Annotated in this window: 11 protein-coding genes; 6 read left to right on the plus strand and 5 right to left on the minus strand. The window is 64.7% G+C overall.

The genetic code is table 11. The features are described 5' to 3' along the window. Position 1: 1 nt before the first annotated feature. The 3 genes from ACLI1C_RS17185 to ACLI1C_RS17195 all read right to left on the minus strand — a co-directional run bounded on the left by ACLI1C_RS17185 (position 2) and on the right by ACLI1C_RS17195 (position 5084). A complete protein-coding gene (locus ACLI1C_RS17185; RefSeq protein ID WP_411398778.1) occupies positions 2-1183 on the minus strand; it encodes an L-lactate dehydrogenase in 1182 nt (393 codons plus the stop codon). A gap of 427 nt (positions 1184-1610) precedes the next feature. Continuing rightward, the gene (gene ligD / locus ACLI1C_RS17190) at positions 1611-4199 is read right to left on the minus strand and encodes a DNA ligase D (RefSeq protein WP_411398779.1); all 2589 of its coding nucleotides are present in this window, start codon (positions 4197-4199) and stop codon (positions 1611-1613) included. A gap of 3 nt (positions 4200-4202) precedes the next feature. Then, on the minus strand, positions 4203-5084 hold the full coding sequence (locus ACLI1C_RS17195; protein WP_411398780.1) for a Ku protein: 882 nt from the start codon (positions 5082-5084) through the stop codon (positions 4203-4205). A gap of 134 nt (positions 5085-5218) precedes the next feature. Here ACLI1C_RS17195 and ACLI1C_RS17200 point away from each other — a divergent pair, with 134 nt between their 5' ends. The 6 genes from ACLI1C_RS17200 (at position 5219) to ACLI1C_RS17225 (ending at position 11737) form a co-directional block, all read left to right on the plus strand. Next, the gene (locus ACLI1C_RS17200) at positions 5219-6211 is read left to right on the plus strand and encodes an SPFH domain-containing protein (RefSeq protein ID WP_411398781.1); all 993 of its coding nucleotides are present in this window, start codon (positions 5219-5221) and stop codon (positions 6209-6211) included. Positions 6212-6223: 12 nt separating this feature from the next. Further along, entirely contained in the window at positions 6224-6682 is a 459-nt protein-coding gene (locus ACLI1C_RS17205; protein WP_411398782.1) for an NfeD family protein, read from the plus strand. A 146-nt stretch (positions 6683-6828) separates the two neighbouring features. Then, on the plus strand, positions 6829-8070 hold the full coding sequence (locus ACLI1C_RS17210; RefSeq protein ID WP_411398783.1) for an outer membrane beta-barrel protein: 1242 nt from the start codon (positions 6829-6831) through the stop codon (positions 8068-8070). Positions 8071-8197: 127 nt separating this feature from the next. Then, positions 8198-9184 (plus strand): UDP-glucose 4-epimerase GalE, encoded by a 987-nt coding sequence (gene galE, locus ACLI1C_RS17215; protein WP_411398784.1) that lies wholly within the window; start codon positions 8198-8200, stop codon positions 9182-9184. A gap of 106 nt (positions 9185-9290) precedes the next feature. Beyond that, entirely contained in the window at positions 9291-10496 is a 1206-nt protein-coding gene (locus tag ACLI1C_RS17220) for a lytic murein transglycosylase (protein WP_411398785.1), read from the plus strand. Between the two features lie 71 nt (positions 10497-10567). Next, entirely contained in the window at positions 10568-11737 is a 1170-nt protein-coding gene (locus ACLI1C_RS17225; protein ID WP_411398786.1) for a DUF459 domain-containing protein, read from the plus strand. A gap of 28 nt (positions 11738-11765) precedes the next feature. Here ACLI1C_RS17225 and ACLI1C_RS17230 read toward each other — a convergent pair whose 3' ends face one another. Continuing rightward, entirely contained in the window at positions 11766-12311 is a 546-nt protein-coding gene (locus tag ACLI1C_RS17230) for a DUF2087 domain-containing protein (protein ID WP_411398787.1), read from the minus strand. A gap of 271 nt (positions 12312-12582) precedes the next feature. Next, entirely contained in the window at positions 12583-13125 is a 543-nt protein-coding gene (hpt, locus tag ACLI1C_RS17235) for a hypoxanthine phosphoribosyltransferase (protein ID WP_411398788.1), read from the minus strand. Positions 13126-13313 lie beyond the last annotated feature (188 nt).

Below are 13313 nucleotides of genomic sequence, written 5' to 3' on the forward strand. Positions count from 1 at the left end.
GCTATTTGGCGACGGGCGCGTTTCGCGGCGGGATGTCGTTGGAATAGATATTGTGCAAGCCGACATTGAGGATGTCGCGCTCGCCGCACAGGGCCATGGTGGTATCGAGTTCCTTGCGGATGATGTCGAGAACCCGCGTCACGCCCGCCTCGCCACCGGCGCCCAGGCCATAGAGCATGGGCCGGCCGATGAAGGTGGCCTTGGCGCCATAGGCCAGGGCCTTGAGCACGTCCTGGCCCGAGCGGATGCCGCTGTCGAGATAGACCTCGGTCTTGTGGCCAACGCGGTCGACGATCTCGGGCAGGACGCGGATGGTGGAGGGCGCGCCATCGAGCTGGCGGCCGCCATGGTTGGAGACCACGATGGCGTCGGCGCCATTGTCGATCGCCGCCTGTGCGTCATCGGGATCAAGCACGCCCTTTACGATGACCGGACCGCCGAAGCGCTGCTTGACCCAGGCGATATCGGCCCAATTCAGGGTCGGGTCGAACTGGCTGGCCGTCCAGGCCGAGAGCGACGCCAGGTCATGGTCGCCGCTGACATGGCCGACAATGTTGCGGAAGGTGTGCCGCCGGGTGCCCAGCATGCGCGCGCACCAGATGGGGTGCTGCATCATCTGCCAGAGCGAATAGGCATTGAACTTGGGCGGGGTGGACAGACCGTTGTGAATGTCCTTGTGGCGCTGGCCCAGGATCTGCAGGTCCATGGTCAGGACCAGGGCGGAGCATTTTGCCGCCTTGGCCCGGTCGATCAGCCGCTCGATGAAGCCGCGGTCGCGCATCACATAGAGCTGGAACCAGAAGGGGGCGGTGGTATTTTCGGCGATGTCCTCGATGGAGCAGACCGACATGGTCGAGAGCGTGAAGGGGATGCCGAATTTTTCGGCCGCCTTGGCGGCCTTGATCTCGCCATCGGCGATCTGCATGCCGCCGGTCGCGGCCGGGGCGATGGCCACCGGCATGGTGATGGCCTTGCCCAGCATTTCGGTGGAGAGGTTGCGCCCCTCGAGATTGACCGCGACCTTCTGCTTGAGCTTGATCCTGTTGAAATCGCTCTCGTTGTCGCGATAGGTGCCCTCGGTATAGCTGCCGCTATCGGCATATTCGAAGAACATCTTGGGCACGCTGCGGCGCGCGCGGGTCTTCATCTCGTCCACGGTGAGAATGCTGTCGAGTGCGGCCATGCCTGAGCTCCGGATTTGCCCTGCCCTAGCAACTAACATGTTAGTCGTCAATGCGACGTGCGGAAGTGCCGCCTGCAGCGCGGTTATCGAGATGGACGAGCCCCGAGGCGGATGCCGCCTCTGGAAATATAAAACGAGACGACATTCGCCTCGGGGCGCCGGTTTTTGGAACAGGACCGGTTATCGCGCAGAATGATCGCTCGCCATGCTGCGGCCGGCACTCGAACCTGCGCGAGAGGCAAAACCCGCGCCCGGCTCACCCCGCCACTGTTCGCCTGCAGGCCGCCCATGCGGAGTGATGGGGAGGATTATGGCATGGGTTTTGGCGAGGGGGATAAGTGGGGGACGATGTTTCAGTCGACACCCTCCCCTTTGTGGGAAGGAATCAAGGGTGGGGTGGTATGGCCCCGGCCCTTCCTGCGACCGCCTAGCCCTTCGGCCCGTCCACGGCGCTCCACATGGCCTTGGTGATGGACTGGGTGGTAGAGAAATAGCCTTTCCAGGGGTCGGGCTGGCTGGCGCGGGCGGCGGCGTCGGCGAGGGTGAACTGGTTGGCGGATTTGATGGTGTCGAGTTCCGCCCAGGCTACCGGGACGGCGACAGGGGCGCCTTCGCGCGAGCGGGTGGACCAGGGGGCGATGGCGGTGGAGCCGCGCTCGTTGCGCAGGTAGTCGATGAAGAGCTTGCCCTTGCGCTTGGCCTTGCTCATGGTGGCGACGAAGCGATCGGGATGCTTGTCGGCAAGGCGCTGCGCGAAGGTCTTGCAGAAGCCCTTGACCTGAGGCCATTCGGTGGTGGGGCGAAGCGGGGCGATGACGTGCACGCCCTTGCCGCCGCTGACCAGGGCATAGCTCTCAAGGCCCCAGGCTTGCAATTCCTCGCGGATATCGATGGCGGCGCTGCGCACATGCTCGAAGCCCAGGCCCTCATCGGGATCGATATCGAAAATGATGCGCTCGGGCTTTTCGACATCCTTGATCAGCGACCCCCAGAGGTGCCATTCGAGCACGTTCATCTGCGTGCCGGAGATAAGGCCGGCCAGGTCGTCGATGTAGAAATAGTCTTCCTTGCTGCCGTCTTTCTCGGTGATCAGGACCGACTTCATGGCGTCGGGAAAGCCGCCGGTATCGTGTTTCTGGAAGAAGCAGTATTTGGAGCGGCCCTGCGGGCAGCGGAGCAGGCTCAACGGACGGTTTTCGATATAGGGCAGCATGCGCTCGGCCACGGCGGCGTAATAGGCGACGAGGTCTGCCTTGGTGACGCCCTGGCCGGGATAGACGACGCGATCGGGACTGGTGAGCTTGATGCCTGCGGCCTCGGCGGCGTTGATGCCCGCCTGGGCGCTGAGGCCCACGGCGACGCCGAGGGCCGGAGTGGGCTGTTCGAGGGTGATGTCGCCTGCCGGCTTGTCCTCGCGCAAGGCGAGGAAAGAGGGGTGCCGCAGGATGCCATCGGGGGTGAATTCGGCGTAGCCGATCTCGGCCACCAGTTCGGGCGCGACCCAATGGGCGTTGCGGGCAATGGGCCTGGGGACATTGACAAAGGGATTGGTCTTGCGGGCCCGCCTGTCGAGCTGCTGCTGCAACGTGGTGGCGAGTTCGGCTGAAAAGCCGGTGCCGACGCGGCCGCGATAGACCAGCTTGCCGTCGTCCCAGGTGCCGAGCAGCAGGGAGGCGAAGCTTTTCTTCCTGGTGGAGGGTGACCAGCCGGCGATGACGAATTCCTGGCGCCGGTTGGCCTTGATCTTGAGCCAGCTGCGGGTGCGCTCGCTGCGATAGGGGGCGTTCGCCTCCTTGGCGATGATGCCCTCGTGGCCTTCACGCGAAACGGCGTCGAACACCTTCTGGCCATTGCCGGTGACATGGGTGGAGAACTGCACGAGCGAGGAGGATTCGATTGTGCCCAGCAGCTTTTCGAGCCGCGCCTTGCGCTCGAGCAGAGGCAGCCCGGTCAGGTCCTCGCCGTCCAGTTCGAGCAGGTCGAAAGCAAAGAAGGTCAGCGGACCCCCGTTGGAGAGATGATCCTTGAGGGTGGAAAAATCGGTGCGGCCCTTGCTGTCGAAGGCGCAGAGTTCGCCATCGATGAGGGCGCTGCCGCTGGTGATGCGAGAAAGGGGCGGCACGATGGCGGCGAACTGGGTGGTCCAGTCCTTGCCGGTGCGGGTATAGACCCGCACCTGATCGCCGGCGATCGCGGCCTGGCAGCGATAGCCGTCATATTTCATCTCGAAGACCCAGTCGCCGCCCTGGGGCACGTCGTTGACCAGGGTCGCCAGCTGGGGCGGGCGAAAATCGGGCAGGGCGGCGGCCTTGGCCTTGCGCCTGGTCTTGGCCGGCAGGGGATTATCGCCAGCCTTGTCTTCGTCGGAATGCCAGACGGCGGAGGCTGCAGTGGTGGTCTGCTTTTTAGGCTTGAGGCCCTTGGCTATGCCTTCGAGATCGCGGCCGGTCGACACGGATTTGGTGAAGCGGCTGACCAGGGTTTCCTTGTCCCTGGCGTAATCGTCCTTGTGCTTGATCAGCAGCCAGTTCTCGCGGGCGGGGCCGGACTTGCGCCTGGTGTCGCGCCCCTTCATGTGGACCAGGACCCACTCGCCCTTCATGCGCTGGCCGTTGAGCTTCATCTTGAGGTCACCGTCCTCCAGGGCCTGATGTGGATCGCCGATCGGCTCCCAGGTGCCCTCGTCCCAGAGCATGACGGTGCCGCCGCCATATTCGCCCGCGGGAATGGTGCCTTCGAAGCTGCCATAGTCGAGCGGATGATCCTCGACCCGCACGGCGAGGCGCTTGTCGGCCGGATTGTTGGAGGGCCCCTTGGTCACGGCCCAGCTCTTGAGCACGCCATCGAGTTCGATGCGGAAATCGTAGTGGAGGCGAGTGGCGTCGTGCTTCTGCACCACGAAGCGAAAGCCGGTCGGCTTAGCCTCGCCGCCTGCCGTGCCTGACGGCTCCTGCGTCTTGGTGAAGTCGCGCTTGGCCTGATATTCCTTGAGCAGCGTCTCGGCCCGGGTCGCCATGGTCTAGCTCGCCTTCTTTCGAGGGGCAGCCTTGGCGGCTGGTTTCTTTGCCGCCGGTTTCTTGGCTGGAGCCTTTGCCGATTCCGCCTTGCCCCCTTCGAGCGAGGATTTGAGCGCAGCCATCAGGTCAACCACATTGGAGCCGCTGGGCCGGCTTTCGGCGGGCTCGTCCCTGGTCGAAACGGTCTTGCCCTTGGACTTGAGCTTGCGTCCGATCAGTTCGCGCAAGGCGGCCTGGTAGTGATCCTTGAAAACGCCGGCATCGAATTTGGCGGTCTTCTTGTCGATCAGGGCGGTGGCGACCTCCAGCAGGTCGGCATCGGCGGTCTTGGTGGGAATCTCGGTGAAATAGGGATCGGCCTTGCGCAGCTCTTCCTCGTAATGGAGCGTCTCGAGCAGAATGCCCTTGCCCGAGGGCTTGATGGCGACGAGGTATTCCTTGCCGCGCAGGGCCAGCTGGCCGAGGCCCACCTTGTTGGATTTGCGCAGGGCATCGCGGATGACGACGAAGGCATCTTCGGCCAGATCGTCGGCAGGCACCATGTAATAGGGCTTGTCGAAATAGATCGGGTCGATCTCGCAGGCGCCGACGAACTGGGTCAGCTCCAGCGTCTTGCGGGTCTCGAGCTTGACGGCGTCGATCTCCTTGTCGGTGAGCAGGACATAGTCGCCCTTCTCATATTCGAAGCCCTTCATGATCTCGTCCTTGTCGACGGGTCCGACCCCTGCCACCACCTTTTCGTAGTTGATCGGCTTGCCGGTCGGCTCGTGGATCTGGCGGAAGCTGGGCTTGGCGCTGGACTTGGTCGCCGTAAAGAGCTCGACCGCGATCGAGACGAGGGAGAGGCGCAACTGGCCTTTCCAGATGGGACGGGAAGCAGGCATGGTGGCACTCTGGGGCTGACTGATCGTGCCATCCCAACGAGTCCCGGCGGGGCTTCGTTCCGATCGGGACGGCGTTGCGCCAAGGCGGGCGCAACCATAAGGTCGCGGCAATGAAGACCAAGGGAGAATCAGCGATGGAAATCGTGAACGGCTTTGCGCTCGACGGGCTCAGCATCACGCTGATCGGCCTTGGCATACTGGCGCTGCTGGTGCTGTTCGCCGGCGCCAAGACGGTGCCGCAGGGCTACAATTACACGATCGAGCGGTTCGGCAAATATACCCGCACGCTCAAGCCTGGCCTCAACCTGATCGTGCCCTTCATCGACAGCGTGGGGCACAAGATCAATGTCATGGAGCAGGTGCTGGACGTGCCGCACCAGGAGGTGATCACCCGCGACAATGCCTCGATCACCGCCAATGGCGTGACTTTCTACCAGGTGCTGGATGCCGCGGCGGCGGCCTATGAGATTTCGGGGCTCGAAAACGCCATTCTCAACCTGACCATGACCAATATCCGCACGGTGATGGGCTCGATGGACCTCGACGAGCTGCTGAGCCATCGCGACGAGATCAACGAACGGCTGCTGAGGGTGGTGGATACGGCGGTGTCGCCCTGGGGCATCAAGATCACCCGTATCGAGATCAAGGATATCGACCCGCCCAAGGACCTGGTGGAATCGATGGGACGGCAGATGAAGGCAGAGCGCGAGAAGCGCGCCGCCATTCTCGAGGCCGAGGGCCGCCGGCAGTCGGCAATCCTGCAGGCGGAAGGCGCCAAGCAGGCGCAGGTGCTGGAGGCCGAGGGCCGCAAGGAAGCGGCATTCCGCGATGCCGAGGCGCGCGAGCGGTCGGCGGAAGCAGAGGCCAAGGCGACGCAGATGGTGAGCGACGCCATTGGCGCGGGAAGCGTGCAGGCGATCAACTATTTCGTCGCCAACAACTACATCAAGGCGCTGGAGGCCATTGCCACCTCGCCCAACCAGAAGATCCTGATGCTGCCGGTCGAGGCAGCCAGCGTGATCGGATCGATCGGCGGCATTGCCGAAATCGCGCGCGAGACGTTTGGCGGCGCCGCGCCGTCGGCGCCCGTGCGGTCGGGGCGTCCCCCTACGGCGGGCCAGTCGTAACAGGAGGCCAGGATGCAGGTCATCGAATTCATCGGCAGCAACGGGCCCTGGGCCTGGATCGTGGCCGGGCTGATCCTGCTGGGCCTCGAACTGGTGGTGCCGGGCGGGTTCCTGCTGTGGATGGGCATTTCGGGGATTGTCACGGGGCTGGTGGTGTTGTTCCAGCCCATCGAGTGGCCGCTGCAATGGCTGATCTTCGGCCTCTTGTCGCTGGTCAGCATAGCGCTCTGGGTGCGCTGGAGCCGCAATCGACCCACCCCGACGGACCGGCCCTATCTCAACCGGCGGGCCGACCAGTTCGTCGGGCAGGAGGCGGTGCTGGAACAGGCCATCGCGCAGGGCTTTGGCCGGATCGTGCTGGGCGACACGGTGTGGCGGGTGTCGGGCGCCGATATGCCGGTGGGTACGCCGGTGCGCATAGTCGGCCATGACGGGGCGGTGCTCAAGGTCGAGGCCGTGGCGGGCAGTTAACGCCGGGACGACAAGGTTTCGTTAACCATAAGGTGGAAGGATCGCGCCGAGCCCGGAGCGTCATGCTGCGGGCCATTTCCAGTTCGGCGGAGCTTATCTTGCCCTTGCGGTGGCGGCAGACAATCGGACGGGCGAGCGCGACAGCCATGTGCGCCCTCTGGCTCGCCATGCCGGCGTTGGCCGCCTCTGACCATTCGCTGGGCGAGGGCTCGGACGCCGACAATGAGCGGCTGCTGCCCGATGTCTATCCCACCGACCCGGTGCTGGCCAATGGCGACTGGCTGCGCGAGCCCTATGACCCGTTCTTCGATGTCGACTGGTCGGTGGCGTTGCGCGGCACCTATAGCAGGGCGACGGCGGGCGAGCGGTTCGACGTGCGGCTGGTGCCGAGCGTGGGCCTTGAACATATCGGTACGCGGTCGGCGATCAATTTTGATGGCACGGCCGAGCTGGTGCGGCCCAGCGGGGGCAACAGCGTCGAGATCGAGACGCTGCGGCTGGGGCTGAAGACGGGCTATGACCTCGACAGCGTCACCAGGCTGACGGGCAATGCCAACCTGTCGCTGAGCAAGCCGATACCGGGTACGCCGGGACTGGCGAGCAATGTGGCCATCGCCTCGCAGGTCACCAGCGGGGGCGTCGATGTGGGGGTGACGCGACAGTTCGGCAAGTTCAATGTCGCCGTGACGGGCGCTGCACAGCGCAATCTCTACGGCCCGACCACGCGGACCGACGGCAGCGTCTATGACAATTCGGAAGAGAATTACTGGGCGCTGGATGCCGGGCTGCGTGTCGGCTTCCAGGTGACGCCGATCTTCGAGGTGTTCGGGCAGGCGGGGCTGGGACGCGACATTTTCGACCTGCCGTCGTCGGCGCTGCTGGTGCGGGCCGACGCAACCGATACGTCGCTGCGCGGCGGGGTCACCGGCCGCTGGAACGACACGCTCGAGGCGACGGCCTCGGCCGGCCTGCAGCTGCGCCGGTTCGATGCGACGAGCCTGGGCGAAGTGGTAACCCAGCTTTACGACGCGCGGCTGACCTATACGCCCGACCCGACCTGGCGCATGACGGCGGGCTTTGCCACCGTGGTGGCGCCGCCCGGCCCCAATGCCAATGGCATAGCGCGGGTCAATTACACGGCGAGTGCCGAGGTGGGCTACACGGTCAATTCCTGGCTGGCGCTGCGGGCCCTGGCCGACTGGTACACGGCGCGCTTCGAGGGCAGTGCCAATGTCGAAAGCGGCTACGGGTTTGGCGCGGGCGCCGACTACAAGGTCAACGCCCATACAGCGCTGACGGCGGACTACGACTATGACCGCACCGACAGCACCTCGGACGGCATCCAGGATGCACACAGGGTGACGCTGGGCGTCACGATCTCGCGCTAGGCCGGTCGCCTGAACCCTGTCCTGCTCCCGCCACAAGCGGTGCGCATGGTGGGTTGGCAGGGAGAGCCATCTCACCCTATAGATTGTCGTGCGGGCGCATAAGCGTTTGAAATATGGAGTTTATCCAATGGCCGTTCTGGTGACCGGGGGCGCGGGATATATCGGCAGCCATATGGTGCTGAACCTGGCGGATGCGGGCGAAAAGGTCGTCGTCATCGACAATCTGGTGACCGGCTTTGACTGGGCCATTGACGGCCGCGCCATCTACGAGCCGGGCAATGCCGGCGATATCGAGCTGGTGCGCAGCCTGATCGCCAAGCATGGCATTACCGAGATCGTGCATTTCGCCGGCTCGATCGTGGTGCCGGAATCGGTCACCAACCCGCTCAAATATTACGGCAATAATACCGCGACGTCGCGCAACCTGATCGAAGCGGCCATCCTGGGCGGGGTGAAGCATTTCATCTTTTCCTCGACGGCCGCCGTCTATGGCATGACGGGGCTGGCCCCGGTGGTAGAGAGCACGCCACTCAACCCGATGTCGCCCTATGGCCGCTCCAAGCTGATGACCGAATGGATGCTGGCCGATGTGGCGGCGGCCCATCCCATGACCTATGGCGTCCTGCGCTATTTCAACGTGGCGGGCGCCGATCCGGGCAAACGCAGCGGGCAATCGACGCCGGCAGCGACGCATCTGATCAAGGTGGCCTGCCAGGTGGCGCTCGGCCAGCGCGAGAAGATGGACATCTTCGGCACCGATTTCGAGACGCCGGACGGCACAGGTATCCGCGACTATATCCACGTGACCGACCTGATCGCGGCGCATGCCCTGCTGCTCAAGCATCTGCGCGGCGGCGGCGAGAGCACGACGCTCAACTGTGCCTATGGCAAGGGCTATTCGGTGCGGCAGGTGGTCGAGACGGTGCGGGACGTGTCCGGTGTCAACCTGCGGGCCGATGAAGGTCCACGCCGGGCCGGCGATCCGGCCTCGATCACAGCGACGGGCGAGAAGGTGCGCAAGCTGCTGGGTTGGGTGCCGCAGCATGACGACCTGACGGAAATCGTCGAATCCGCCTATTGGTGGGAGCGGCACCTGATGACGCGCAATCGCTAGGGGAGGTTTGCTGCCCCTTGGCGGCTGCGCAAGTGCCCCCTCATCCGCCCTTCGGGCACCTTCTCCCACGAGGGGAGAAGGCGATAGCTGCCAGATCGGGGAAAAGATGCGCCTGCTTTTTGTGATGCTTGCACTTGTGCTGTCCACGCCTGCCTTCGCGCAGCCGGTGGAGAGCTTTGACAGTTTCATTGCCGGCTTCCGCGCCAAGGCGCTGGCGGCGGGGGTGAACGCGTCGACCTATGACGCGGCGATGGGCGGGCTGACGCCCGATCCGCGCGTGCCGGACCTTGTGACCAGCCAGCCCGAATTCACCACGCCGATGTGGGACTATATCGAGGGCCGGGTGACACAGGGCCGCATTGAACGCGGCAAGGCGGCCATCGCCCGGCATTCGGCGCTGTTCGCCTCCGTGGGGCAGGCCTATGGCGTCGATCCCTATATCCTGGGCGCGATCTGGGGCATGGAGACCGACTACGGCACCGTGCTTGGCAATGACGGGCTGATCCGGCCGATCGTGCGATCCCTCGCCACGCTGGTGCATCAGCGGCGCACCCGACTGGTGGAGGACGAGGCCGACCTGATCGCGGCGCTGCAGCTGGTGCAGCGCGGGCCGCGCGACGCGCAGACGCTGGTGGGGTCCTGGGCGGGAGCAATCGGGCACCTGCAGGTCAACCCGTCCAATGTGGTGGCGCATGGCACGGACGGGGATGGCGACGGTCAGGTGGACCTGCACAATTCGCTGGCCGATGCGCTGGTGACCAGCGCGCGGTTCCTGCGTGGCCTGGGCTACCAGCCAGGCGTCGATTGGGGCATGGAAGTGGTGGTGCCGGAAGGGTTCGACTACCTGCTGGCGACGCGGACCGAATTGCGGCCCATCTCTTTCTTTGCCGAACGGGGCGTGGCGCGGGTCGCGGGACGGCAGTTTGCCGATGCCAACCTGCCGGTGTTTCTCTATGTGCCGGCCGGCAAGGACGGCCCGAAATTCCTGATGACGCAGAATTACCTGGTGCTCAAGGGCTACAATTTCTCCGACAGCTACGCGATGAGCGTGGCGCATATGACGGACCGGCTGAAGGGCGGGGGCGCTTTCGTCGATGACTGGCCGCGCAGTACGGACTTCCCCAATCTCAGCCAGCGCAAGGCGATTCAGGAGGCGCTGCTGCGGCTCGGCCTCTACCAGGGGGCCGTCGATGGCCGGCTGGGGCCGATCAGCCAGGAGGCCTATGCCCGTTTCCAGGCGGCGCGGGGCGAGGTGGCGGACGGGTTCATTACAAGGGCATCCTACGAGGCGCTTGCCGCGGCCGCGCGGTAACATCGTGGAGACCCAGATGGCTTTGAGATCGCGATCTTGCTAGGGATAGAGCCTTGTTGCGCGGGATAATCATGATCCGTTTCGCCATTGCCCTGCTGGTCGGCATGCTCGTCTTCATCGACGTGGCGCCTGCCCTTGCGCAGAGCGAGGCGCGGATCGAAGTGGCGCAGGAAACGCGGCGGCGCACGCTGTTCGACCTGCTGTTCGGCGAGCCAGAAGCGGCGCCGCCCCCGCCGGTGCAGCAGCGGCAACAACCGCGCCAGCGGGCGCCCGCGGCGACGGCCAGCCTGCCGCCGTCCAAGCCGGAAGTGGAGAAGGCGTCCGACGCCACGCGCCTAGCGGTATTCGGGGACTCCCTGGCGATCGATCTCAGCAAGGCGCTGGAGCGCTTTTACGCCGAGGACCCAAACCTGGTGGTGATCAACCAGGGCGTCAGTTCCTCAGGCTTTGTGCGGGACGACTATTTCGACTGGGACAAGGCGATCACCGAGCAGATCGCGGCCGACAGTTTCGACGTCGCGGTGGTGATCATCGGCATCAATGACCGTCAGGAAATCACGGTCGATGGCAATCGCTATGCGCCGCTGACCGAGCCATGGAACGTCGCCTACCAGGCGCGGATTGCAGAATTTCTCGGCAAGCTGCGCGCGGCGCGCAAGCCGGTGGTGTGGATCGGGCTGCCACCCATGTCCAAGACCGAATATTCGGCCGCGATCAGCCAGATCAGCAATATCCAGCGGCTGGCGAGCTTTTCGGGCGGGGCCGAATATCTCGACATCTATGAGCGTTTCGTGGGCGAGGACGGCAAGTATTCCTCGCATGGGCCGGATGTGAACGGGCAGAATGCCCGGATGCGCAAGGATGACGGCATCCATTTTTCATCGGCCGGCTCGGACAAGCTCGCCTTCTATCTCAGCCAGACCATTCGCACCTTCTACCGGGGGAGCGGGGTTTCCATTGCCGTGGCCGACCCGCTGCTGGGCACCGATGCCGCGGCGATGCTGCGGCCGCCCTATCAGGGGCTGGGGCAGATCCGCCTGCTCGAGGTGGCCGGCGCCGTCATTCCGATCAGCCGCGTGCCGGCGCGGGCAGGGGACCTGTTGACCGCGGCCGGCATGCCAGCCACTGCGCCGCCCTTCACGCTCGAGCAATTGGTGACTGCGCCGCTGGGCCGGGTCGATGCCTTCGGACTGGGTGTCGATGCCGATGCGGACGGCGCTGCCAATGCCAATGGGCGGTGAGGCAGGCCTCACCGCCGCCTGACGTCGCTCAGGCGGTGACCCGCTGGGCGATGGCGGCCAGCAGGGCCAGGGCGTCGGGGTCAGGCTTTTTCTCGATACGGCGATAAAGCTTGCCGTCCGGCGTACGGGCCAGCATGCGGGCATCGACCAGCGAGCGGCGCAGGATGGCGTGGTCGCCGAACAGATGCGCGTCGATGATGAACTGGTTGATCTCGCGCTCGCTGAAGCGTTGATCGGCGGGAATGCGTGACCAGATGACCCAGAGGCAGAGCGCCTGGTGATTGGTCTTGCCCGGCCAGCGCACCATGCGGCCCTGGGCATCGAAGTGGCGCAGCACTTTTTCGAGGCGAGCATGGTCGATGGGCGGCTCGGACGAGGCCTCGGCGGCAAGCCGTCTCTGGGCCTGGGCATCGGCGCGCAGCTGCTGGAAATTGGCGTGGCCATTGGCCCTGGCCAGCAGATTGAGCATTTCGACATGGGTCGGGGCGTGCTCAAGCCGGGCCAGCTGCTGGCGCAGCGAACGGGCCAGCGTGGAGATATCGGGCGTGGCGAAAGGGATCAGGAGTTTCGACATGACAATCCTCAGGGGTGCCATTGGCGAAAAATCGCTCGTCGGTCGCCGGCTTACGAATGGGCACCCGGGGATGGGGTCATCGTCAGGTAGTGCTAAGCAGGTTTAGCTTCCCTGACGGGACGGCAACGCCTCGGTGAACTGCAGACCGTGGCGTGGTTTTTACTCAAGCTGCGTAAGCAGAGCAAGTCCCCGGCCGGGCCATTCGGGCATAGCCCTCATGACCTTCTTCGCTCAAATCGCTCCACTGGAGCGATTTGTCCCTGCGGGCTGCTCAGAAGCCGGTAAAGCGCACGGCGCCGATATGGGGCAGGTTGCGGTTGCGCTGGGCGTAGTCGATGCCGTAGCCGACCACGAACTTGTCCGGAATATCGAAGCCGATCCACTTCGCCACGACATCGGTTTCGCGCCGGCTGGGCTTGTTGAGCAGGGCGCAGACTTCCATGCGGCGGGGATGACGCGTGCCGAGGATTTCGAGCACATGCTTGAGCGTGTAGCCGGTGTCGACAATGTCTTCGACCACCAGCACATCGCGGCCGGCGATCTCGCCGCGCAGATCCTTGAGGATGCGGACTTCGCGGCTGGATTCGGTGGAATTGCCGTAGGAGGAGGCCTCCATGAAATCGACCTCGACGGGCAGGTCGAGCTCGCGCACCAGGTCGGCGATGAAGATGAAGGAGCCACGCAACAGGCCGACGACGACCAGCTTGTCGGTGTCGGCGAAGTGGGTGGAGATCTCCTTGGCCAGCGCCTCGACGCGGGCGGCGATAGCCTTGGCGGAGATCAGTTCGTCGACGGTGTAGGGCTTGGTGGTCATGGCGATTCCGAGTCACATGGCGGGCTGCCGATCGGGCGGAACTGTTAGCAGAGTGCGTGTCGGGACGGTAGCGGGGAGGAATGGTCGGTCTTCGGCTTGAATGCCACGGAACCTTCAGTCGACACCCTCCCCCTTGTGGGGAGGGATCAAGGGTGGGGGTCGGTTGGCCTCAAGCTTCGGGGCCAGCC

Origin of the sequence: Devosia sp. XGJD_8 (genome assembly GCF_046614475.1) — a bacterium.
Classification (GTDB): Bacteria; Pseudomonadota; Alphaproteobacteria; order Rhizobiales; family Devosiaceae; genus Devosia.